The organism is Halomonas litopenaei (genome assembly GCF_003045775.1).
Taxonomy (GTDB): domain Bacteria; phylum Pseudomonadota; class Gammaproteobacteria; order Pseudomonadales; family Halomonadaceae; genus Halomonas; species Halomonas litopenaei.
The window spans coordinates 1-22,172 of sequence record NZ_PXNS01000006.1 but is presented as its reverse complement, the minus strand read 5'-3'; the positions used below and the strand labels follow the sequence as shown (position 1 = coordinate 22,172).

Here is a 22,172-nt window from a genome sequence, read left to right as displayed (position 1 = left end):
GACCCTCGACGGGGCCCTGCTGGCCCCGTCGACGGTCACCATAACGATAACCCCTCCCCCTTCTTCCCTGACGACAAGGTTCCCCATGCGCTCTTTCTCCCAGCGTCTGCTGTCCCCCCTGGCCATCGCCTGCGCGACGATGCTGACGATGCCCGCCGCCTTCGGCGACGAGGCTCGCCAGGTGCGTATCGCCGTCGATGTGCCTTATCCACCGTTCGAATACCGCGACGCCAACGGCGAACTCGCGGGCTTCGAGATCGATCTGGGCAACGAGTTGTGCAAACGCGCCGAACTGGACTGCGAGTGGATCGTCCAGGGCTGGGACGGCATCATCCCCGGCCTGCTGGCACGCAAGTACGACGCCATCCTGTCGTCGATGCGCATCACCGAAGCGCGTGAACGCCAGGTTCGCTTCAGCGAGCCCTACGCCATGTCGCCCAAGGTCTGGGTGGCCCGTCGCGGCGAGGCCGTCGACCCGGAAGACCTGGCAAGCCTCGAGGGCATGACCGTCGGCGTCCAGCGCGGTACCACCCAGGACACCTACATCACCGGGCGCTATCGCGACACCCTCGATATCCGTCGCTACGCCACCGCCGACGAGGTCGCCCTCGACATGGAAAGCGGGCGTCTGGACCTGGCCTTCATCAACTACCCGGTGGCCATCGAGGCGCTGGATATCAAGGCCGAGGATGGCGACTTCACCCAGGTCGGCGAGCGTATCAATTCGCCAGAATCGATCTTCGGGCGCGGCAACGCCATCGCCGTGCGCCCCCGCGATGAAGCCCTGGCCGAGACCTTCAACCAGGCTCTAAACGAGGTCTACGCCGACGGCACCTTCCAGCGCCTGATGGAGCAGTACTTCGACTACGATCTGCGCCCCGCCAGTCGCCTGTAACCGGCATGGCAATCACAAGGGCCCGCCGGAGCATGGCGGGCCCTTGTCGTTTCCTTCGTGGTTTCCCTTGATGCTTCCCTCGATGCTTCCTACGTTGGTCTGACCGGCGTCGGCTCAGCTTTCCGCCTCACCCCGCTTTTCGCCGTCGCTTTTATTACCGCTTTCGTTGCTGTTTTCCGGGCCGCTGTCAGGGCCGGCCTCGCCTCCGTCGACACTAGTACCGCCGCCGTTGTCGTCACTCGCTTTGCGGGCATAGCGTGCCAGCAACCACCTGACGCCTCTCTCCCACGCCCAGGTGGGTAAAAGCCAGTGGAGGAAGATCAATATCCTGGCGTCCCGAGGCCGCGCGTAGCGTCGACGTGGGCGACTGGCGGTCAGGGCATGGACCACCGCCTCGGCGATCATCTCGGGGGTGCCGGCCCGGGAGTGATCGGCAAGGATGGCGGCCATGCCACGCTTGATCCGCGCATAGGGCGCCTCGGGAGGGTCCTCGCACAAGGGCTTGCGGGCAATCGCCGCCCATTCGCTGCGAATCACCCCGGGCTGGATCAGGCTGACGGACAGGCCAAAGGGGCGCGTCTCGACCCTCAGGGCATCACTCAGCGCTTCCAACGCGTACTTGGTGGCGTGGTACCAGCCACCCACCGGAAACCAGATACGGCCGGCCATGGAGCCAATATTGACGATGCGACCGCGCCGTCGACGTCGCATGCCGGGCAAGACCTCCCGGGTCAACGCCATCAGCCCGAACACGTTGACCTCGAACTGACGCCTGGCCTCCTCGATCGGGACTTCCTCCAGCACGCCATAGCTGCCGTAGCCGGCGTTGTTGACCAACCCATCGAGCTCGACGCCGTCGCGCTCGATACGTGTCAGCACCGCGGCAATGCTGTCGGCGTCGGTGATATCCAGCGCCAGCACCCGGGCGCCCTTATCAGCCAGGTGGCTCATGCGCTCGACCCTACGCGCGCCTGCGTAGACGATAAACCCCTGCTCGAGCAGCGCGGTGACGATCGCCTCGCCGATCCCTGACGACGCCCCTGTCACCAGCACGCACCTTTCAGTCCCTTGATGGTTCAACGGCCAAGCTCCCTATTTCATGGATTCGGTTACCACGCTAGCGCGTTTGAATTCGAAGATGGCACTCACCTTTCGAGGTAGGTGCTCGATCTTGTGCTCTTTTAGCCCCGACCATGGTGAAGAGGCACAGGCCTCGGAGAGAAGGCACAGACTCGAGCTTTCATCACGTTATGCTCAAACATGCTTGGACAATCCAGGGGGGCTTCTTATCGGGTAACGCTGATCTAGAGTATGAAGTGCCTTTGAAGCGACTGGCCTCGGCCCTCGGCCGGCCACCGTCTCCCATGTCAGCACCGCCGTTGACACTCGTGCCTGCGCCACCGCCATCACGACCGTGCTCATCGGCGCCAGCGCTATCGATAACCGTCCCAGGAGCCGCCATGCCCATCCGCACGATCAACGCCCTTGCCCTGTCGCTCGCCCTTGCCATCACACCGCTTGCCGTCACACCACTTGCGGCCTTTGCCGACGAGATGCCCGGCCGTCAGTTTGCTGATGTAGGAGACTTTCGCGTCGCCTATCGCGAATGGGGCGAGCCTGGTGACCCGGCGGTCATGCTGATCCATGGCATTCCGCTCAACAGCGTGCTGTTCTCCCGGGTGGGCCCGCTGCTGGCGGAACAGGGCTATCACGTCTTCGCGCCCGGCCAACTCGGGCTCAGCTACACCGACGGCCCCATGGATGCCGACCACTCGCTCAAGGGCCAGGCCGAAATCATGACCGACTTCGCCAATCAGGTGATGCCCGGCCCCTACATCCTGTTCGGCCACGACCTGGGAGGCGGCATCGCCCAGATCATGGTGACCGATTCCGAGCTCAAGGAGCAGAACCAGGTCCGCAAGATCGTGATCGGCAACTCCGCCGTGCTCGACATGTGGCCGGTCCCTGAGGCCAACGCCGCCATCGCCAAGGCCAAGTCCGCCGAGGCCAGCCAGATCTTCAGTGCCGACAACGTCCGCGAGATCGTCAAGAACTTCGCCTCAGCAGGTCTCATGCAGCCGGAGGAGACCCTGACCGACGAGATCCTCGAGGACCTCTACGGCAACTATGCCGAGAACGAGTCGACCCGCAACCATTTCATCGAGTACCTCAAGGCCATGGATAACCGCCTTACCCTTGAGGCCTCACCGCAGATGGTGATGTGGAACAAGCCTGCGATGCTGCTGTGGGGCGTGCATGACCCCTTCCAGCCGCCCTACGTCTCCGGCGTGGCGCTGGCCCGCATCATGCCCCACGCCACCTGGGAATATCTGGACGCCAGCCACTTCTATCCGCTGGAGCGCCCCCAGGAGGTGGTCGACGCCTTCGTCGCGTGGGACCAGCAATAGGAGGTTCTGCCCTTGTCAGCGCTGCTCGCCGGGAGACCCGACCTTGGGTCCTGAACGGCGACGGCGTTCACCATGCCGATCACGCGCCCGCTTGATGCGGGCGCGTGCTGTTTCGCCAGCCGCTTTAAATCCCTTGGCGGTAAGCGAGCCCTCGCTCTCTCGTGGCGGGCGCCAACCTGAGGCATAGTGGACGCTCGATAGATTTCTTTCGCATCCATCATTTGCCCCTGGTCGACTCGCCTGTACTGGCTACCCGGGGCCCTGCAACGGAGGTCAGACATGGCTCGCATCCACGACGACAATGCCCAGGCAATCGGCAACACCCCACTGGTGCGGCTGAACCGGGTCAATGAAGGCGCCACGATCTGGGCCAAGATCGAGGGGCGCAATCCGGCCTACAGCGTCAAGTGCCGGATCGGTGCGGCGATGATCTGGGATGCCGAGGAACGCGGCGTGCTCAAGCCGGGCATGACCATCATCGAACCCACCAGCGGCAATACCGGCATCGCCCTGGCCTTCGTTGCCGCCGCCAAGGGCTACCCGCTGACCTTGACCATGCCGGCCTCCATGAGCCTGGAGCGGCGCAAGGTACTGAAGGCCCTGGGCGCCGAACTGGTGCTGACCGAACCGGCCAAGGGCATGCCCGGCGCCATCGCCAAGGCCGAAGAGATGGCCAAGTCCGATCCGTCGACCTACTTCCTGCCCCAGCAGTTCTCCAACCCGGCCAACCCGCGCATCCACGAGACCACCACCGGCCCCGAGATCTGGAACGATACCGACGGCGAGGTCGATGTCTTCGTAGCCGGCGTCGGCACCGGGGGCACCCTGACCGGGGTCTCGCGCTACATCAAGAAGACCCAGGGCAAGGCGATCACCACCGTGGCGGTGGAGCCCACCGACTCCCCCATCCTGACCCAGGCCAGGGAAGGCAAGGAACTCAAGCCCGCTCCCCACAAGATCCAGGGCATCGGTGCCGGCTTCGTGCCGGACAATCTGGACATGGATCTGGTCGATCGCGTCGAGACGGTCACCAACGAGGACGCCATGGCCATGGCCCATCGACTGATGCGTGAGGAAGGCATCCTCTGCGGCATTTCCTGCGGGGCAGCGGTCGAGGCTGCGGTGCGTGTCAGCAAGCTGCCCGAGTTCGCCGGCAAGAATATCGTGGTGGTACTGCCAGACAGCGCTGAGCGCTATTTGAGCTCGGCGCTGTTCGCCGACCTGTTCACCGAGCAGGAACTCAACCAGTAACGTCGCCCAGACGGTCAACAGGCGAGCCGGCCCGTGCCGGCTCGCCTGTCATTTCGATCCCGCCTTTCATCGCTGCCGCTGGAGAGGCGAGTCGCGCAGCCTCCCGCGGCATCTCAGGTATTGAGCACCACGCCACCGTTGAGGTGCAGCGTCTGGCCACTCATGTAGGACGACTCTTCGCTGGCCAGATAGACATAGGCGGGCCCCATCTCGCTGGGTTGGCCTGCCCGGTTCATCGGCACCTGACCACCGAACTCGGCGACCTTTTGTTCGTCGAAGCTCGCCGGGATCAACGGCGTCCACACCGGCCCCGGCGCCACTGCGTTGACGCGAATCTCGCGATCCATCAGGGTCGCCGCCAGCGAACGTACCAGTGCCTGCACCGCCCCCTTGGTCGCGGTGTAGTCGAGCAGGGTGTCATTGCCCTTGAAGGCATTGATCGAGGAGGTAGCGATGATGGTATCGCCGGCGTCGAGGTGGGGCACCGCCGCCTTGGACAGATAGAAGTGGCTGTAGACATTGGTGCGGAAGGTCCGCTCCAGCTGCGCCTCATCCACCTCGGTAATATCGGACCAGTCATACTGTTCGGCGGCGTTGTTGACCAGGATATTGAGCCGTCCAAAGCGCTCGATGGTGCTGGCCACGGCCTGACGACAGAAGTCGGCATCACCGACGTCCCCCTTGAGCACCAGGCACTCACCGCCTTCCTTCTCGACCATCTGGCGGGTGGTCTCGGCATCCTGATCTTCTTCCAGATGCACGATGGCGCAGTGCGCGCCCTCACGGGCATAGTGCACCGCCACGGAGCGACCGATACCGCTGTCGCCGCCGCTGATCAGCGCCACCTTGCCGTCCAGCTTGCCACTGCCACGGTAGCTGTCCCGGATCACCTCCGGCTCGGGCTGCATGGCCGACTCGCTGCCGGGCTGACGATGCTGTTGCTGAGGGGGTTGCTGTGTAGACATGGATCCACTCCTTCGGCTCATCGACATGGCGAACGTCATGGCCCCCGCCACCACGGGCATCCCTGGGGGCCGGCGGTACGCAACAGGCGTCTGCGGCAGAAGCCCTTTTCTGCACGTGACGTGAAGGTTGTGTACCACTTTTGTACAGAGTGGGACAGTCAGCGACTGACTTCAAGGGCCAAGCAACGACTCTCTACTTTGCACCGTCAAGCATCTCGACCTCTCGCCGCCTTCATGTCGCTCACACTGGTCCATAGGCGCTGCGTGCCGACGTGCCCCCTATCCCCATGGCTTGAAAAGGAACACCCATGCCCCATCGCACTCCTCCCAGCGTCAGTCGCCAACGCAACAAGGTGGTCAGTGCCGAGGAGTCGGTACAGCTGATCCGTGACGGCGACAGCCTTGCCACCGGCGGCTTCGTCGGGGTGGCCTTTCCCGAGGCACTGGCGGTAGCGCTGGAGCAACGCTTCGTGGAGTCCGGCCATCCTCGTGACCTGACGCTGATCTACGCCGCCGGCCAGGGCGACGGCAAGGGCCGTGGCGTCGATCACTTCGGTCACCCGGGACTGCTCAAGCGCGTCATCGGAGGCCACTGGGGGCTGGTACCGCGCTTGCAGAAGCTGGCCATCGACAACCAGATCGAGGCCTACAACCTGCCACAGGGCGTGATCTCCCATCTATTTCGCGACACCGCCGCCGGCAAGCCGGGCACCCTGACCAAGGTGGGGCTCGATACCTTTGTCGACCCACGCCAGGGGGGCGGCAAGATCAACGAGCGCACCACCGAAGATCGCGTGCGGCTGATGCCTATCGATGGCGAGGAGTACCTGTTCTACCAGGCTCAGCCGATTCAGGTCGCGCTATTGCGCGGGACCACCGCCGACGCCGACGGCAATGTGACGATGGAGCGTGAGGCGCTGTTTCTGGAGATGCAGGCCATTGCCATGGCGGTGCACAACTCCGGAGGCATCGTCATCGTCCAGGTCGAGAGTCTGGCCGAACGAGGCACCCTCAAGGCCAAGGACGTGAAGATCCCCGGCGTGCTGGTCGACGCCGTGGTGCTGGCACAGCCCGAGCATCACTGGCAGACCTTCGCCACCCAGTTCAGTCGTGCCTTCGCCGGCGAACTGAAGGCGCCGATGAATGACATCGCCAGCCTCTCGCTGACCGAGCGCAAGGTCATCGCTCGCCGCGCCGCCTTCGAGCTTCGGCCCAACAGCATCGTCAATCTGGGCATCGGCATGCCCGAGGGCATCGCCAACGTGGCCAATGAGGAAGGGCTGCTGGAGTACCTGACGCTGACCGCCGAGCCCGGCGTCATCGGCGGTCTGCCGGCGGGCGGGCTCGACTTCGGCGCCGCCATCAATACCCAGGCGATCATCGACCAGCCAAGCCAGTTCGACTTCTACGATGGCGGCGGCCTGGACATCGCCTTTCTCGGTCTCGCCCAGGTCGACCAGGAGGGCAGCGTCAACGTCAGCCGTTTCGGCCCCAGGCTTGCCGGCGCTGGCGGCTTTATCAACATCAGCCAGAACGCCAAACGGCTAGTGTTCGTCGGCACCTTCACCGCCGGTGCCCAACTGTCCATCGAGTCGGGAAGACTAAAGATCGACGCCGACGGCAGCCAGCGCAAGTTTGTCGAGCGCGTCGAGCACCGCACCTTCAGCGGTCCCCTGGCGGCGAAGCGCGGCCAGCCGGTGCTCTACGTCACCGAGCGCTGCGTGTTCGAACTGCGCGCGCAAGGGCTGACGCTGATCGAGATCGCCCCGGGGGTGGAACTGGAGCGCGACATCCTGGCGCTGATGGACTTTCGGCCCCACATCGACGCGCCCCTTGCCACCATGGATCCCCGCCTGTTCGACAGCACCTCCATGGACCTGCTCGAGACCCTGCTGGAGCGCCCGATCGCCGAGCGCTTGAGCGTCGATCTCGACACTTACCAGTTCTTCATCAATTTCGAGGGACTGGCGGTCAACGACGATGACACCATCGCCACCATCGAGAGGGAGGTCGAACGCCTGCTTGAGCCCCTGGGCCGTCCTGTCTATGCCATCGTCAACTACGACAACTTCACCATCGCGCCGCACCTTGTCGAGCGCTACACCGAAATGATCTGCGGATTGTCCGAGCGCTTCTACGAGCGCGTCACTCGCTACACCACCAGTGCCTTCCTGCGCCTCAAGCTCGGCGACGCGCTGGAGCGCCGTGCCGATGCACCGCACATCTACGAGAACCGCAAGGACGCCCTGAGCCACCTGCTCGACGAGCAGCAAGACAGCTGACCATTCTGCGACCATATGGCTGTCTGATGGCTCTCCATGAAAAAGGCGCTGGAGTTCCCTCCGGCGCCCTTTATGCAAGCGGCTTGGAAAGCGTCTGCCTTCAGCCGGCTTCCCGATCCTGCATGTCCTGCAGGTACTCTTCGGCGAGGTTGGCCTTGGTGGCATCGTCAAAGGCGCGTCCGGCGAGCTGGAACACCTCCTGCTCTTCCTCGTCGAGGTGATGAGTGACCAGATGCTGCAGCTTCTTGGCGCTGGCAAGCCAGCCCGGTGAACTGTAGTCGGTCGTCTCGAGCGCCTCGATCAGCTCATCGATCTCGTGGTGCTCGGCCACGCTGTGCCGCGCCTTCTCCTGGGTCATGTCATGCTCCATCATCGGCATGTACAGGGCCCGCTCTTCTGCGCCAGCGTGGTTCTCGAGCTCCTTCTTGACGCGTTTGAACAGCTCACCACGCCCGTTACTGTCGCCTTCGGTCTCCACCAGCAGTTCCAGCAGGCGGCGCTGCTTGTCGTGGCTCTCACGCAGGGCTTCAAAGATGGTCACGGATCTCTTCCTCCTTGTCGAAGCGAAGCCAGGATCGCGCCGTCGACGGCGTCTGTTCCATGGCGATGTCACGGCTCTTCCATATACCAAACTTGTACAAGGATGGTTGTATTGTTCAAGATCCGCAACCCGAAGCCTACGATCGCCTAAGTCTACCGAGTCTGTCCGTGACTCCTTCTCCGCTTAAACAGAGACTTGCTGCCGGTCCGGCTGACGCCGGGTACGCAACCAGAGCATGGCGCTGACGAAGTACACCAGGGTCGGCGGCACGATCCACCACCGATAGGTCTCGAGGAAATCTTCCGGCGCAGCGGCTCCCAGCCAGGGCCACAGCGACATGGCCAGAATCACCGCCAGGCAAGCCACCGCGACCACGAAGCTCGGCTGTCTGGTCGACACCGGAGCAGGCATCGCGGCCGGTTCGCTCTCGCTGACATCGATGGGACCATAGGCCTCCTCCCAGGGGTCTTGCGTGGAGCAACGAAGGCTCCCCATGACACGACACAGCAGCGGATAGGCGATAAACGAAAGCGCCCACACCGGGATGAAGATGGTGAAAAGGTGCAGCGATCCTTGAAGCAGCAGTCCCAGCGCCAGCAACAATGCCCCGGCCCAGGTCAGTATCGCCGGCAGATTGTCCACACGCTGCTGCCGGTGGCGCCAAAACGGCGCTATTCCGAGGCGTGGCAGGACGAAGTGTTCAGCGGCGATGATCGCGCCGACCGGCGCCATCAGGATGATGAAATAGGACAGCACGTTGAGGAGTTGGGTAAACGCAAAGGGAAAGCAGGCTACCACCGTGGTGACCACGCCCACCGCCAGAGTGACACGGTCAGGATCGTGACGCGTGAACAGCGCCTGAAACGCGAGCCCCGCGCGATACAGACTTGGAATGGAGGTGGTCCAGCCGGCCACCACCACCGCCAGCAGCCCCATCGCCCCCAGTACGCGGAAGGCCACCGCGCCAGGATCCAGCTCTACCAGCGTCGACTTCAGCAACAATGCCGCTGCCGCCCCCATCAAGCCCGCGCAAAGCCAGGCCATGAAGTGACCAATAAACATGCCCGAGGCAGAAAAGTAGCCGTAGGATGCCTTGCGCGCGAACCGCAAGGTGCTCATGTCACTCATGCCCAGGTGCAGGGGCAGATTGACGCTCCAGGCCCAGGCCGCGATCACCCACACCGACAGGCCCGGATCACCCTCGGGAGTCACCCCGGTCCACACCAGCGCATCGAGCACATCGCCGAGAACGGTCAGGCCGTTTGCCGCCCCATGATCAAGCAATACCGGCAGGCACAGAATACCGCTGGCGAGAAAGAGCACGATCATCCAGGGCGCGCAGACACTGGCGAAGTTGGCGATCAGCTTGAAGCCTTTCATCACCATCCAGACCGTGACCCCCCCTACCGCCAGGGCCAGCGCAACAAAGCTCAGACTCTGTGGGTACCAGGCGGTCTGCGGCGGAATATCGGTCAGCACCCGAAAGGCCGAGGCCGACACCGTGATCATGGCGCCGCCGAGTATCATGAAGAACAAACCGTTGACCAGATTGAAGGCCGCCGAAAATCGGCGGCCGGCCACCCGGCCAAGGTAGTCGTACACGGTCATGCGAGCACGCACCGCCACCGGTGCACAGACCCAGGCCCAGGAAAGCACCGCCATCAGGTTACCCAGGATCAGCCCCCAGATCAGGTCGCTGGTCCCTACCCCCAGCGACACCAGCGCGGCGCCGATGACGAACTCGGTACCGGCGATATGCTCACCGGAATACGCCGCCAGAAAGTACTTGCCGCTCAACTGCTGGCTGGGCGGCACTCGCTCAAGGCCGGCCGCTCCCGCCGAGCCACGCGGCTCGGTCGATGTAGAATCGGTCATGATCTTGTTCTCTTCGGGGAATGTTGGCTGCCATCGGGAGTGAATGGCGATCCTGTCGCTGATGACGCGACAGGTGGCCTCTCGCACACCGTCACTCCCGACCCTTTGCCGTCACTGCGTGCCGCTCAGGCCTCCAGGTAGACGACCTGGGTGTGGGTGTACTCGTAGAGTCCGTGCTTGCCGTCGGCGCCGCCGATGCCGGACTTGCGCACCCCGGCGTGGAAGCCCTGCATGGCCTCGAAGTTTTCGCGGTTGATGTAGGTCTCGCCGTAGTCGATCTCGCGGCAGGCACGCATGGCGTTGGCCAGGCTGCGGGTATAGATCGAAGAGGTCAGGCCGTACTCGGAGTCGTTGGCCAGGGCGATAGCCTCGTCCATGTCCTCCACCACCTGAATGGGCAGCACCGGGCCGAAGATCTCCTGACGCATGATGGCCATGTCGTCGCGGCAACCGGCCAGCACCGTGGGTCGATAGTGATACCCCTTGCCCAGATCAGCGACGCTGCCTCCGCTGACCAATTCGGCCCCCTCTCCTACCGCCTGCTTCACCATCGCATCGACCTTGGTCAGGCCTGCCTGATTGATCAACGGCCCCATTTCCACGTCGGGCTGGGCCAGAGGATCGCCATAGGTGGTGGCGTCCATCGCCCGGGACATTCGCTCGATGAACTCGTCGGCCACGCTGCGCTGGACATAGACCCGTTCGGCGCAGTTGCAGACCTGGCCGGTATTGATAATGCGCGAGGCGCGGATGGCCTTCACCGCCAGCTCAAGATTGGCGTCACCGAGGACGATGGCCGGCGCCTTGCCACCAAGCTCGAGATTGAGCTTGGTCAGGTGGCGCGAGGCACTCTGCATGATCCGTGAACCGGTGGCGACGCTGCCGGTAAAGCTGATCAGGTCGACCCGTGAACTGTCGCTGAGCGCCTGCCCGACGCTGCCACCGGTACCACTGACCACGTTGAATACGCCCCTGGGCAGCCCCACCTCCTCGACGATGCGGGCAAAGGCGAAGCAGTTGTTGGGCGTCTCTTCGCTGGGCTTGATGACGATGGTATTGCCGGTCACAAGGGCCGGCGCCATCTTGCGGGCGATCAGGAAAAACGGGAAGTTCCAGGGCAGTATTCCTGCCACCACCCCCAGAGGCTTTCGCAGCATCAGGATGGTCTCGTTGGGCCGATCGCTCTCGATCACCTCGCCTTCGATGCGCCGCGCCCACTCGGCCATGTAATCCAGGTAGTCGGCGGTGAAGTTCACCTCCACCTCGGCCAGACCGCTCACCTTGCCCTGCTCCTCGGTGATCATGCGCGAAAGCCGTGGTACGTCCTGACGAATACGCTCGGCGATTCGGCGCAGGTAGCCGGCCCGCTCGATCGCCGGCAACGCCGCCCAGGCTTTCTGGGCATCACGTGCCGCACCGATGGCTCGCTCCACCTGCTCACCGTCGGATTCGGGAATGCGTGACAGCAGATCGCCATTGGCCGGGTTGAACACCTCCAGGTGGTCGGGCGAGTCGACGAAGGCGCCGTCGATAAAGTTCTGGTGAGTCGGAATCTGGCTCATGTCTGTGTTCCTGTCTTGTCGTTGTCGGATGGTGTGGTGGGACGAGTCTGCGTCAGTAGGTGTGCGAAGCGCCCGCGGTAGCGCTGCCCCCCGCCGCCTCGTCAAACCTCGCCAGTGACGCCCTCGCCGCCTGGCGCAGCAGGCTGACATCGATCGACACGGCGACGAAGTCGCAGCCAAGGCCGATGTAGCGGCGGGCATCGTCTTCCTGCGGAGCGAGAATCCCCACCGCCTTGCCCGCCGCCTTGACGGTCTCGATGGTGGCAGCGATCGCCTGCTGCACCTCGGGATGGCCCGGATCACCGGGGTGTCCCAGCGCCGACGAAAGATCCGCCGGGCCGATGAACACCGCATCCACGCCCTCCACCGCAGCGATGGCGGCGGCATTGTCGACGCCGGCGGCGGATTCGACCTGTACGATCAGACACAGCTCCCGATGGGCCAACGTCAGATAGTCCTCGACATCGTCCCACCGCGTGGCCCGCACCAGCCCGCCACCGACACCCCGCTTGCCATGAGGCGGATAGCGCATGGCCGCCACCAACGCGCGCGCCTGGGCCTCTGTTTCCACCATGGGCACCATCAGCGTCTGGGTTCCGATGTCGAGCAACTGCTTGATCAACGACGGGTCGTGATTGACGCAGCGCACCACCGGCGCCACCGGATACCCCGCCACCGCCTGCAGCTGGGCCAGAATCTGGGGCACCGTATTAGGCGCATGCTCGCCGTCGATCAGCATCCAGTCGTAGCCAAGGCCCGCCTCGATTTCGGCGCAGTAGCCGCTGGCAAAGCCGGACCACAGTCCGAACTGGACGGCATCGCGCTCAAGACCGGCGCGAAAACGGTTGTCGGGAAGTTGCATGGTCAAGCTCCAGGTCAAGGTCGTGTGTCCATTACTATCAAGGCCGCTGTGGTGTCGCCGTCGCTACTGCAGGTTGACGAACATGCCACCATCTACCAGCAGCGAGGCGCCGGTGACGTAGCGGGCCATGTCGGAGGCCAGAAAGACGATGGGTCCGGCCAGATCATCCGGGTTTCCGAGACGTCCCAGCGGCGTCCGCGACTCCATGTACTGGCGTTTTCCGTCGTCGCTGAGATCGTCTCGATTGATGTCGGTCTCGATGGTGCCGGGCAGCACCGCGTTGCAGCGAATGCCGTAGGGCCCCAGCGCCACCGCGCAGGACTGCATCAGCGACAACAGGCCAGCTTTCGTCGGCGTGTAGTGGGTCTGCATGGCGCCGCCCACCAGGGCGCTGATCGAACTGACCGCGATGATCGCCCCGCCTCGGCCCTGCTCCTTCATTTGCCTGGCCGCCGCCTGAACCGCGAAGTAGGCACCGTTGAGGTTGGTATCCACGGTCTTCAGGTAGGTCTCGCGGGGCATGTCGAGAAAGCTGTGGAAGGGGCAGATGCCGGCATTGTTGACGAACACGTCGACGCCGCCGAAGTGCTCCACCGCCGCTGCCACCAGCGCCTCGCCGGTGTCAGGATCTTCTGCCGGGGCACCCACGGCCACGGCCTTTCGCCCCAGCGCTTCAATCTGTTGAATCAATTCATCGACATGGCCCTTGCTGGAAGGACTACCGCTGTAGCCGATGACCAGATCAGCACCCTGGCGGGCACACTCCAGCGCCGCTGCGGCACCAATGCCGCGCGAGGCACCGGTGATGATGACGGTCTTGTCGTTGAGCAACATGGCGTTCTCCTGAAATAGAGGGGTCAAAGCATCCAGATGGGCCGGAGGCGGCGAGCGAGATACCGCTCACAGTCGATAGCAGCGTCTGGCGTTGTCGCGGAACAGGGCATCGCGTTCGCTGTCGGAGACGCCCGTCACGATCTCGAGGTAGGTCCGCCAGATGTCTTCATAGCCGGCGTACAGGCCGTCCACCGGGAAGTTGGAGGCGAACATGGCCCGCTCGATACCGAAGGCATCGATGGCCTCCCACACCAGTGGCACTACCGCGTCTCGCGTCCACCGATGGTCGAGCATGCCGAAGCCACTGAGCTTGATCATGACGTTGTCGCAGGCCGCCAGCTCACGTAGCCCATCCCTCCAGGCACGCCAGCCATCGAGATGCTGTCGGTCCACGTACATACCCGCGTGATTGAGCACGAAAAGGATGTCGTCGCATTCACGTGCCAGCGCAGCCGCCTGGGCCATCTGGCTCGGGTAGATCTGCAGGTCGAAGGACAGCCCCCGCGATGCCAGCATGCGTAGATTGCTTCGCCAGCCTGGCTCGCTGACGTAGTCACGCCCCACGTAGTCGAACAGTGGATCGTCATGAACGTTCAGGATCTGACGTACGCCACATACCCGATCGCTCAGCTCTCGCTGAGCATCGAGCTGCTCTTCGGCGTCCTTATGCGACAGGTCGACCCCGACCACCAGAGCATCGGGCGCCAGCCGTGCTCCGCTGGCGATCACCTCGGCCAACCAGCGGGTTTCCGCCACCGGATCGACCGCATCGGCCTCCACGTGGACGCAGGCCTGAATATCGATCTCACCTCGCGCACGCTCCAGATCCTCCGGCAGATGATCCTGCGCCATCGGCGAGTAGTCCCCCAGCAGATTGGGTACCGGGTTTTCCAGCCAGGGCTGGTTACCGCTGGCCAGTGACCAATAGTGGAGATGGGGATCGACAATCGAGATGGCGCTCATGAGGTGGCTCCTGGAACGAAGGCAAAGACTTCCTCGAGATCTACCACCACAGGCGAATCGTCTGGATGGGTGTCCATGATATCGGCCATGTGCGCCCACCAGCGACGCACGACGGGGAGCTCCGGCAAGTTATCGACGGAGTGGCCCTCGGCCAGCTGCATCACCGCAAACAGGGTGTGGCGATCGCCGTCCAGAAAGATCCGGTAGTCAAGCACCCCGGCGTCGGCCAGCGCCTGGCCCAACTCCGGCCACAACGCGTCGTGGCGACGGCGGTATTCCTGATGCTGGCCGGGGAACAGGTTCATGCGAAAGGCTTTCAATTCCATGGGGCCTCCCTGACGTCACCATCGACGCCGCTGCTCAATGGGTATAGGGACGACTGAGCTCGCATTCGGGATTCAGGCGAACCCCGAAACCCGGCTTGTCCAGCGCCGACACCGACATCCGGCCATGGCTCGGCACTGGCTCATCGAGCAGCAGCGGATGGAACATCGGCACCACCTCATCGGCCTTGGGCGCCATCATCAGGAATTCGGCAAAGGGGCTGTTGTGGCGGGTGATAACGAAGTGATAGCTGTACACCGAGGAGCCATGCGGCACGACCAGCTTGTTGTGGGCATCGGCCAGCGCCGAGATCTTGATCAATTCGGTCACCCCGCCGCACCAGCCCACGTCGGGCTGAATGACGTCGCAGCAGTCCATTTCCATCAGCAGGCGGAAGCCCCAGCGAGTGGCCTCGTGCTCGCCGGTGTTGACCAGCATGCCCTTGGGCACATTACGCTTGAGCTCGGCATAGCCCCAGTAATCATCGGGCGGCAGGGCCTCCTCGATCCACTTGAGCCCCAGTTCACTCGCGCCCTGGGCCAATCGCGTGGCGTAGTTCACGTCCAGGCTCATCCAGCAGTCGTACATCAGCCAGAAGTCGTCACCGACCCGCGAGCGCATCTCGGCCAGATGCTCAAGGTTGCGGGTCAGCCCCTCATTGCCCTCGGCGGGGCCATGAGCAAGCGGCATCTTGCCGCCGATAAAGCCCATGTCCCTGGCCAGATCGGGGCGCGCCCCTGTGGCGTAGAACTGGAGCTCGTCGCGCACGGCGCCTCCCAGCAGTTCATGTACCGGCTCCCCGCGCACCTTGCCGAGCAGGTCCCAGAGGGCCAGGTCGACCCCGGAGATGGTATTGATCACGATGCCCTTGCGACCATAGAACAGGGTGGCGTTGAACATCTGATCCCACATCTTCTCGATCTCGGTGATCTTGCGACCCTCGAGAAACCTCGCCAGATGTCGCTCGACGATAAAGGCGCCGATCTCGCCGGCGGTGGTCACCGCGAAGCCTACAGTGCCATCGCTGGCCTCTACCTCCACCACCAGGGTGCCCAGCACATTAAGCCCGAAGCTACGGCGATTCATCCGGTATTCCGGATACTTGCTCATGGGTGTGGATATCTGCCCGTCGATCCAGTGTCCTTCGGACTGATCATGGTAGTCGGCACCGCCGCCGCGAACGGTGTAGGCGCGAACCTGCTTGATGGTGACATCGGTCATGCGATTCTCCCTCGGATAATGCGCTTGGAATGACTCCTTTCTAGCCAACTCGTGGTCGTCGACACCAATCGAAAAGGCGGCTCTTCTGATACCTTTTTGTTATCGACCGAGGGCAATACCCGTGCCTAGGCGGCCTTCGGCAAACTCCCGCTTACCGCTCTCCAATAACGGTTTAGACCAATGTCTAAGGCATCGGCGGGCGCTACCTGCTCATAATCTTTAGGTATCACTTCTCACTCCAAGGAGATTCGATGGAGGCCTATCAGGCCCTGCTGGCACGCCTGCGCTACAAGCATCTCTTGATGATCGCGACCCTCGGTCGCCGCAAGAACCTTCACCAGACCGCCGACGCCATGCACATGTCCCAGCCGGCCGCCACGCGCATGCTGGGTGAAATCGAACGGGCTTTCGGCTGCCAGCTGTTCAAGCGCACGTCGCGGGGCATGTTGCCTACCAGTGTCGGGGAGATGCTGATCGACTTTGCCGACAACGCCCTGGCGCGCCTCGACCGCTGTGCGGAGGAGGTTCGTCGTCACCAGTTGGGCGGCCAGGGGCAACTGGTGTTGGGCGCCATCATGGGCGCAGCGCCGGATCTGGTCGCCGATGCCATCATCGCGCTAAAGCGTGACCGACCGCTGCTGCAGATACGACTGATGGGCGAAACCAGCGACCAACTGGCCGAGCTGCTTGATCAGGGCAAGATAGAGTTGGCCATTGCCCGCTACACCACCGCCTCGCAACACAACGCCTTCGACTTCGAGGCGCTCGGCGAAGAAACCCTGCTGACGGTCGTGCGGCGCGGACACCCCTTGCTTGAGCCAGAGCTCCCTCCACTATCCGCATTGCTGGACGACTGGCCCTGGCTGCTGCAACCGCTGAGCACACCGGCTCGCCAGGCAGTAGAAAAGGCGTTCGAGGTTCAAGGCCTGGTCTCCCCCCGCGACGTGATCGAGTGCGGCTCGATTTTCGCCGCCTTGCAGTTGGTACAGCGCAGCGACTGCCTGATGGTGATGTCGGAGAGCGTGCTGAGTGAACACCTGGCCATGGGCCATATTCAGGCCCTGCCGCTGTCGCTAGGACGCACCCTGGCGCCCTACGGCCTGATGACCCGCAAGGGAAGCTTGCTTAGTGAACCAGCGAGAGCGCTTTGCGAACGCTTGAGGACGCTAGCCGGTCGGGCTCGTCCAGGAGACGCCAGGTAGCGACCGCCAGCACTGGGACGAACGTCATTTTCGGGCGGACCCAATTGGCAAATTCTTGCTCGGTACGTGCCAAATCGTGCGGCTTCGGGAACACCTCGAGTCGCACCGACAGGTTGGCGGTTAGCATCCGACAGAGGCTGTGTCGACTGACCACAAACTCTGAGGTCAGCCGCCCTGAGTCGGCAATCCCGGCTACAGTGTGTGGGCAGCAAGGAGCGGGGGGAGGGGACGATGGTAGCTTGCCCAGTCACTCGGAAGCTGCGTTACTGTACATGGACACGCAATAGCGGGAGGACACCCTGCCTTGAGAGCCAGCATTCGACTTGCCGTCATGGCCTCATGCATCGTGCTTTCTGCCCGAGCCGCCGACTCCCCTCCTCTGACGTCAGGACAGACCCTCTACCAGCAGGGAACCCACGGCGAGTCACCTCATCCCTCCTGTGCAAGCTGCCACGGTGTCGATGGCCTGGGGATCGATGGCACTGCACCCGCTGTCCATTGGACGGCATTGACCAGCGAAGACCACCAGCCTGGCTATGATCGAACGAGTCTGCTGAAGGCACTGAGTCAGGGCATCGCTCCCGATCAACGCCGACTGTCTGCGCAGATGCCACGTTACGCGCTGGACGACGACGTTCTGGACTCGCTGATCGACCACCTGCAACAGCTCTCGGCGGCGACGGACACCGGCATCGAACCCACACGAGTGCTGGTGGGCATCTCCGGAAATTCGGACCTGGATATCGGCTTCAGCGCGGCCATTGCTGCCTTCAATAGCCAGGGCGGCGCTTTTGGTCGACGTATCGAGGTGACGACGCGGCCTGACGTGTTAACGACCCTGGCCGAGATCGACGACCGGCTGGAAGAGCGCTTGCAGACGGCCTGCCTGGTGGCCTCCGTCAAGGAAGTGCGCAATACCAGCGCACAGCGCGTGGGCCTGCTCGGCCGCCCTGGCGACGAATTTCGCTTTCGGCTGATGACCATGAGTCTTCCGCTCTCGGCGGCAGCCGATGTGACCCTGGTCGCCAGCGACAATATTGTCGACGAACTGGAAAATGGTGAACTGCTGGACACCCCCAGAACCCTGGTCGGTTGTCTGGATCATCTCGGCGAACACGCCGCTGCCCTGGCAGAAGCCGGCCATGAGGTTATCCTCGCCATACCGCACCAGGACGCCCTGAGCTGGGCCGCCCTCCACGATCAGGGGCCCGAAGCCCTGCGCGGCTACGCCCTTGGCGCCCTGCTCGGAGAAGCCCTGGCTGCAGCGGGGGCCGATCTGACACCGGAGCGATTGAACAAGGCACTCGAGAGCATTGCTCTGACGGCCCAGACCGTCTATCTGGAACCTCGCTTCACCCCAAGGTATCTGCTCAGCCCGCCGTGATCAGACGCGCCGCCAGATACATGCCCAGGGCAAAGACGATATGGCCCACCACGTTGTTCATGCGGGCGAGGCTCGGGTTGGGAGCGCCCGAGCAGGCAACCCCCACTCCCATGCCAGGCTGCAGGATGAACCAGCCCGCGCCTACCGTCACCAGGCCCACGATCAAGGCCGGGCCAAAGGTCGGTGCCAACGCCCAGCCATCTCCCCACACCAACAACAGCGCCAAGGCAAAGCTCACGCCCACGACGTAGTGCATGATCCAGCCGATGGCGAGCTCCCCGCCGATCGCAGGCGAGGAAGCGATCCCCTGGCGATGGACCAGTCTCCCCTTGGGCAAGCCCGAAAACCAGCGGCCGACCAGATGCCAGGGTGGCAGTGGTTGCCCTATCGACTTGTTCAACAGCCAATTCCACAGATCCAGCAGCGCCGTCCCGCCGACACCGATCACCAGGGCAAGACCAAGCGTATCGAACATCCCTTTCTCCTGACACTGGACTCCATCAATCGCCCTGGAGCCGAAGGCAGAGGCGCCCGTCACACGATCGGCGTCACCACCGACGCGCGCAGGCCAAGCTGAAAAATACAGGCAAGACAATCGCCCTGCCGAGATAGCATCGACCTGCCCCGCCTTCTTCATGCTGCTTCAAGCAAGCCTCAGCGCCTGATCGAGATCCTCGAGCAGGTCTTCCACGTCCTCGAGCCCTATCGACAATCTCAACATGCTGTCCGAAATACCTCTGCGCTGGCGTTCCTCGTCGCTCAAGTCCACGTGGGTGGTCGTGCGGGGCTGAGTCACCAGACTTTCGGCGCCACCCAGGCTTGGTGCCAGGGCAAACCAGCGAAGCGATTCCGCGATCTTCTCCGTCAACGAAAGGTCCGCCTCCAGCTCGAGCGTCAACATGCCCCCGAACCCACGCATCTGCCGCCTGGCCACCTCGTGCCCGGGGTGACTCGTCAGACCAGGATAGTGGACACGACGTACTGCCGCATGCGATTGCAGCGCTTCGGCGATCGTCTGCGCCGAACGGTTGTGCTGCGCCACTCGAACCGACAGGGTCTTGAGGCTTCGCGACAACAATGACGCTGTCTGCGGCGATGGTGCACTGCCCAGGGACTGACGCCACCAATCGATAGGCTCCAGCAACGCACGAGTGCCCATCACCGCCCCTGCGGTGAGATCACTGTGCCCTCCCAGATATTTGGTGGCGCTGTGCACCACCAGATCGGCGCCGAGTGGCAGCGGCAGCTGGTTGACCGGCGTGGCAAAGGTATTGTCCACCACCACCAGTGCGCCATGGGCGTGCGCCTGCCTAGCCAGCTTTTCGATATCGGTGATGGCAAGGGTCGGGTTGCTCGGTGTCTCCACGAAGACCAGACCAATGCCCTCGCGTAGCCTCCGCTCGAGAGCGTCGCCTTCATCGTCCAACACCAGGTCGACGGGATAACCGAGGCTTGGCAATCCCTTCGCCATCAGCCCCAGGGTGCCACCGTAGATCTCACCGTAGCCCACCACCCCTTTTTTACCGTGGGCCAGCAGCAAGGCGCTGATGGCCCCCATCCCTGCACTGAAACTCAGGGCGGCCTCGGCGCCCTCCAGTCCTGCCAACACGTCCTCGAGGGCGTACAACGTCGGATTCATGCCATAGCGCGAATAGAATCCTCCACGCTTCTTCCCTTCTCCGACCTCTCGCAGAGAGGCCGTATCATCGAAGGCGAAGGTCGTGGTGTCGTAGATCGGCATATGGGGACTGCCGAAGGGATCACGCTGTTGCTGGCCATGGATGGTGCGCGTCGCCAGTCCATAGCGGTCGAGACGGGGCATGCTGCCTCCTTTGTGAGCTTGCAAGCCAATCACCGTCTGACCAACCTAGCGTGAAAGCAGACACTTCACCAGAGACGCATGCCCAAGCGCCCGCGCTCGATAACGACGTCGATAACGAAAGGGCAAGGCCCGAGGAACCATCACTGGATGATATTCACCGGACCCTATCGGCAAGCGCCCGCCGCAGAAATATTCATGGACTCCGCTCTCGGAGGCCGCTCTCAGCAGCCGTCACGGCGCTTAAAAGGCGTTGAGTGGGATCTTGAGGTAGCGACGACCGTTGGACTCTGCCTTGGGCAAACGCCCTCCCAGAATATTCACCTGGAGTGACGGCAGCATCAGCGCAGGCATCGGCAAGTCCTGGTCGCGTCCATTGCGCATGGCGATGTAGCCGGCCTCGTGCTGACCCTGGAGATGGATGTTGTCACGGCGCTGCTCAGCCACCGTGCTCTCCCACCGGGGCTCTCGGCCTCCAGGGCGATAGTCGTGCCCGGTAAATATGCGGGTATCTTCCGGCAAGGCAAGCAGGTCCTGTATCGACTGCCACAACGCCTGAGCGTCGCCACCGGGAAAGTCTGCCCGGGCCGTGCCGAAGTCAGGCTGAAACAGGGTGTCGTGGACGAAGGCCGCATCACCGACGCGGTAGGTCACCGACGCCAGGGTATGCCCGGGAGAGAACAACACCTCGACCTCGAGACTACCGATGGAGAAGCGATCCCCCTCGGCCCACAGCCTGTCCCACTGGCTACCGTCGCAGGCCAGCTCCGGCCAATGATAGATATCCTTCCACAGCGCCTGTACCTCGGTGATCTTCTGCCCAATCGCCGTCGGCGCCCCCGTCTGCTGCTTGAGATACTGCGCCGCCGACAGATGATCGGCATGGGGATGGGTATCCAGCACCCACTCGACTTCGAGGCCGTGCTCCTTCACGTAGCCAAGCAGTTCATCCGCGCTGGCGGTGGACGTCGCACCGGAGGCCGCATCGAAATCAAGCACCGGATCGATGATGGCACACCGTCTGGTATCGGGGTCCGTGACCACGTACTGGACGCTCGATGTCGCGGTATCGAAGAATCCCGTCACCTGTGGCCGCCCCTCGGAATGACGAATTCGTTGCATCTGGCACCTCCTTCGCTCTGTGTACGATGAATATGCCATTTTGATCTTTCTTTATCACCTTCGTTCCATCCAGAGCAGCATTCCGCAGGGGAAGCAGAAACGAAAGAAGCCCAACTCCTCTCGGAATTGGGCTTCTTCTAAAGAAAATCCTGACGATGACGCTTAGACAGCAATGTCGCTCGCATAGGGGTGAGTCACCCCAGCGCTCTTCACAAGGGCTGCAGCGAAGCTGCAAGGGGGGACGAACGACGCGAGCCCGCCCTTGAGAAGAGCCAGGCCGGACCGCGCCGAGGGGGTTATCGGCGCGGCCCCACATATAAAAAGCGGGGTCTGCCCCATGCATGCGAAAAAGCCCAACTCCTCTCGGAATTGGGCTTCTTCTGAATAAATGCCTGACGCCTCTGCGGCCACTTCGTGGCCTTGAGCCTGGGCTCGGGGCGCCGCAAGCGGCTTTACATCCCTCGCCCGTTCGAGCCTGACAATGCGTTGCATTGTCCGGGCGGCTCTCACCCTACTCTCGCATGCGAGGAAGGGTCATCGTACAGACATAAACAAAAACCCCCAACTCCTTCGGAGCTGGGGGTTTTTGTTTATGTAAATGCCTGACGATGACCTACTCTCGCATGGGGAGACCCCACACTACCATCGGCGCTGAGCGGTTT

19 protein-coding genes are annotated in these 22,172 nt (G+C 63.1%); 6 read left to right on the top strand and 13 right to left on the bottom strand.

What is annotated here, in order from left to right; all coding sequences use genetic code 11:
- Positions 1 to 85 precede the first annotated feature (85 nt).
- Complete coding sequence (locus C6W88_RS11620; protein ID WP_045993339.1) at positions 86 to 895, top strand: transporter substrate-binding domain-containing protein; 810 nt, start codon at positions 86 to 88, stop codon at positions 893 to 895.
- A gap of 114 nt (positions 896 to 1,009) precedes the next feature.
- On the opposite strand, the gene C6W88_RS11615 is transcribed toward C6W88_RS11620, so the two are convergent.
- Positions 1,010 to 1,948: an oxidoreductase gene (locus C6W88_RS11615; protein WP_108132584.1), complete on the bottom strand. Its 939-nt coding sequence runs from the start codon at positions 1,946 to 1,948 to the stop codon at positions 1,010 to 1,012.
- Positions 1,949 to 2,355: 407 nt separating this feature from the next.
- Between C6W88_RS11615 and C6W88_RS11610 the strand changes: the two genes are divergently transcribed.
- Both C6W88_RS11610 and cysK read left to right on the top strand, forming a co-directional pair.
- Positions 2,356 to 3,303 carry an alpha/beta fold hydrolase gene (locus tag C6W88_RS11610; protein WP_045993340.1) on the top strand — a complete coding sequence of 316 codons (948 nt, stop codon included), beginning with the start codon at positions 2,356 to 2,358 and terminating at the stop codon, positions 3,301 to 3,303.
- A gap of 279 nt (positions 3,304 to 3,582) precedes the next feature.
- Positions 3,583 to 4,554, top strand: coding sequence for a cysteine synthase A (cysK, locus tag C6W88_RS11605; protein WP_045993341.1), 972 nt, complete (start codon positions 3,583 to 3,585; stop codon positions 4,552 to 4,554).
- A gap of 113 nt (positions 4,555 to 4,667) precedes the next feature.
- On the opposite strand, the gene C6W88_RS11600 is transcribed toward cysK, so the two are convergent.
- Entirely contained in the window at positions 4,668 to 5,519 is an 852-nt protein-coding gene (locus tag C6W88_RS11600) for an SDR family oxidoreductase (protein ID WP_108132583.1), read from the bottom strand.
- A 308-nt stretch (positions 5,520 to 5,827) separates the two neighbouring features.
- On the opposite strand from C6W88_RS11600, the gene C6W88_RS11595 reads away from it, so the two are divergent.
- Positions 5,828 to 7,801, top strand: coding sequence for an acyl CoA:acetate/3-ketoacid CoA transferase (locus C6W88_RS11595; RefSeq protein WP_108132582.1), 1,974 nt, complete (start codon positions 5,828 to 5,830; stop codon positions 7,799 to 7,801).
- Between the two features lie 100 nt (positions 7,802 to 7,901).
- Here the strand turns inward: C6W88_RS11595 and C6W88_RS11590 are convergent, their stop codons facing one another.
- From C6W88_RS11590 to rhmD, 8 genes are all read right to left on the bottom strand, one after another.
- Positions 7,902 to 8,342: a hemerythrin domain-containing protein gene (locus C6W88_RS11590; protein WP_108132581.1), complete on the bottom strand. Its 441-nt coding sequence runs from the start codon at positions 8,340 to 8,342 to the stop codon at positions 7,902 to 7,904.
- Between the two features lie 183 nt (positions 8,343 to 8,525).
- Positions 8,526 to 10,217, bottom strand: a complete 1,692-nt coding sequence (locus C6W88_RS11585) for a purine-cytosine permease family protein (RefSeq protein ID WP_146164654.1) — start codon at positions 10,215 to 10,217, stop codon at positions 8,526 to 8,528.
- A gap of 125 nt (positions 10,218 to 10,342) precedes the next feature.
- Positions 10,343 to 11,779 (bottom strand): aldehyde dehydrogenase, encoded by a 1,437-nt coding sequence (aldA, locus tag C6W88_RS11580; protein WP_108132579.1) that lies wholly within the window; start codon positions 11,777 to 11,779, stop codon positions 10,343 to 10,345.
- Between the two features lie 52 nt (positions 11,780 to 11,831).
- Positions 11,832 to 12,641, bottom strand: a complete 810-nt coding sequence (locus tag C6W88_RS11575; RefSeq protein ID WP_108132578.1) for an aldolase/citrate lyase family protein — start codon at positions 12,639 to 12,641, stop codon at positions 11,832 to 11,834.
- 63 nt (positions 12,642 to 12,704) lie between these two features.
- Complete coding sequence (locus C6W88_RS11570; protein ID WP_108132577.1) at positions 12,705 to 13,475, bottom strand: L-rhamnose 1-dehydrogenase Lra1; 771 nt, start codon at positions 13,473 to 13,475, stop codon at positions 12,705 to 12,707.
- Between the two features lie 66 nt (positions 13,476 to 13,541).
- On the bottom strand, positions 13,542 to 14,438 hold the full coding sequence (locus C6W88_RS11565; RefSeq protein ID WP_231498629.1) for an amidohydrolase family protein: 897 nt from the start codon (positions 14,436 to 14,438) through the stop codon (positions 13,542 to 13,544).
- Positions 14,435 to 14,764, bottom strand: coding sequence for an L-rhamnose mutarotase (gene rhaM, locus C6W88_RS11560; RefSeq protein ID WP_108132576.1), 330 nt, complete (start codon positions 14,762 to 14,764; stop codon positions 14,435 to 14,437). Before rhaM ends, C6W88_RS11565 begins: the two co-directional genes overlap by 4 nt.
- A gap of 34 nt (positions 14,765 to 14,798) precedes the next feature.
- The gene (rhmD, locus tag C6W88_RS11555) at positions 14,799 to 15,983 is read right to left on the bottom strand and encodes an L-rhamnonate dehydratase (protein WP_108132575.1); all 1,185 of its coding nucleotides are present in this window, start codon (positions 15,981 to 15,983) and stop codon (positions 14,799 to 14,801) included.
- A 251-nt stretch (positions 15,984 to 16,234) separates the two neighbouring features.
- Here rhmD and C6W88_RS11550 point away from each other — a divergent pair, with 251 nt between their 5' ends.
- Together C6W88_RS11550 and C6W88_RS11545 are read left to right on the top strand one after the other, a co-directional pair.
- A complete protein-coding gene (locus C6W88_RS11550; protein WP_108132574.1) occupies positions 16,235 to 17,185 on the top strand; it encodes a LysR family transcriptional regulator in 951 nt (316 codons plus the stop codon).
- Between the two features lie 331 nt (positions 17,186 to 17,516).
- Positions 17,517 to 18,569 carry a c-type cytochrome gene (locus C6W88_RS11545; RefSeq protein WP_108132573.1) on the top strand — a complete coding sequence of 351 codons (1,053 nt, stop codon included), beginning with the start codon at positions 17,517 to 17,519 and terminating at the stop codon, positions 18,567 to 18,569.
- On the opposite strand, the gene C6W88_RS11540 is transcribed toward C6W88_RS11545, so the two are convergent.
- From C6W88_RS11540 to C6W88_RS11530, 3 genes are all read right to left on the bottom strand, one after another.
- The gene (locus tag C6W88_RS11540; RefSeq protein WP_108132572.1) at positions 18,556 to 19,044 is read right to left on the bottom strand and encodes a DUF2938 family protein; all 489 of its coding nucleotides are present in this window, start codon (positions 19,042 to 19,044) and stop codon (positions 18,556 to 18,558) included. The two genes, C6W88_RS11545 and C6W88_RS11540, sit on opposite strands and share 14 nt — an antisense overlap.
- Before the next feature lie 168 nt (positions 19,045 to 19,212).
- Complete coding sequence (locus C6W88_RS11535; protein WP_108132571.1) at positions 19,213 to 20,391, bottom strand: trans-sulfuration enzyme family protein; 1,179 nt, start codon at positions 20,389 to 20,391, stop codon at positions 19,213 to 19,215.
- Between the two features lie 240 nt (positions 20,392 to 20,631).
- Positions 20,632 to 21,510 (bottom strand): MBL fold metallo-hydrolase, encoded by an 879-nt coding sequence (locus C6W88_RS11530; RefSeq protein WP_108132570.1) that lies wholly within the window; start codon positions 21,508 to 21,510, stop codon positions 20,632 to 20,634.
- Positions 21,511 to 22,172: the final 662 nt, after the last annotated feature.

Excerpts from the sequence above, each read along its gene's own strand:
- C6W88_RS11620 (WP_045993339.1), top strand. The coding sequence starts at position 86 with ATGCGCTCTTTCTCCCAGCGTCTGCTGTCCCCCCTGGCCATCGCCTGC.
- C6W88_RS11610 (WP_045993340.1), top strand. The coding sequence starts at position 2,356 with ATGCCCATCCGCACGATCAACGCCCTTGCCCTGTCGCTCGCCCTTGCC.
- cysK (WP_045993341.1), top strand. The coding sequence starts at position 3,583 with ATGGCTCGCATCCACGACGACAATGCCCAGGCAATCGGCAACACCCCA.
- C6W88_RS11600 (WP_108132583.1), bottom strand. The coding sequence starts at position 5,519 with ATGTCTACACAGCAACCCCCTCAGCAACAGCATCGTCAGCCCGGCAGC.
- C6W88_RS11595 (WP_108132582.1), top strand. The coding sequence starts at position 5,828 with ATGCCCCATCGCACTCCTCCCAGCGTCAGTCGCCAACGCAACAAGGTG.
- C6W88_RS11585 (WP_146164654.1), bottom strand. The coding sequence starts at position 10,217 with ATGACCGATTCTACATCGACCGAGCCGCGTGGCTCGGCGGGAGCGGCC.
- aldA (WP_108132579.1), bottom strand. The coding sequence starts at position 11,779 with ATGAGCCAGATTCCGACTCACCAGAACTTTATCGACGGCGCCTTCGTC.
- C6W88_RS11575 (WP_108132578.1), bottom strand. The coding sequence starts at position 12,641 with ATGCAACTTCCCGACAACCGTTTTCGCGCCGGTCTTGAGCGCGATGCC.
- C6W88_RS11570 (WP_108132577.1), bottom strand. The coding sequence starts at position 13,475 with ATGTTGCTCAACGACAAGACCGTCATCATCACCGGTGCCTCGCGCGGC.
- C6W88_RS11565 (WP_231498629.1), bottom strand. The coding sequence starts at position 14,438 with ATGAGCGCCATCTCGATTGTCGATCCCCATCTCCACTATTGGTCACTG.
- rhaM (WP_108132576.1), bottom strand. The coding sequence starts at position 14,764 with ATGGAATTGAAAGCCTTTCGCATGAACCTGTTCCCCGGCCAGCATCAG.
- rhmD (WP_108132575.1), bottom strand. The coding sequence starts at position 15,983 with ATGACCGATGTCACCATCAAGCAGGTTCGCGCCTACACCGTTCGCGGC.
- C6W88_RS11550 (WP_108132574.1), top strand. The coding sequence starts at position 16,235 with ATGGAGGCCTATCAGGCCCTGCTGGCACGCCTGCGCTACAAGCATCTC.
- C6W88_RS11545 (WP_108132573.1), top strand. The coding sequence starts at position 17,517 with ATGGCCTCATGCATCGTGCTTTCTGCCCGAGCCGCCGACTCCCCTCCT.
- C6W88_RS11540 (WP_108132572.1), bottom strand. The coding sequence starts at position 19,044 with ATGTTCGATACGCTTGGTCTTGCCCTGGTGATCGGTGTCGGCGGGACG.
- C6W88_RS11535 (WP_108132571.1), bottom strand. The coding sequence starts at position 20,391 with ATGCCCCGTCTCGACCGCTATGGACTGGCGACGCGCACCATCCATGGC.
- C6W88_RS11530 (WP_108132570.1), bottom strand. The coding sequence starts at position 21,510 with ATGCAACGAATTCGTCATTCCGAGGGGCGGCCACAGGTGACGGGATTC.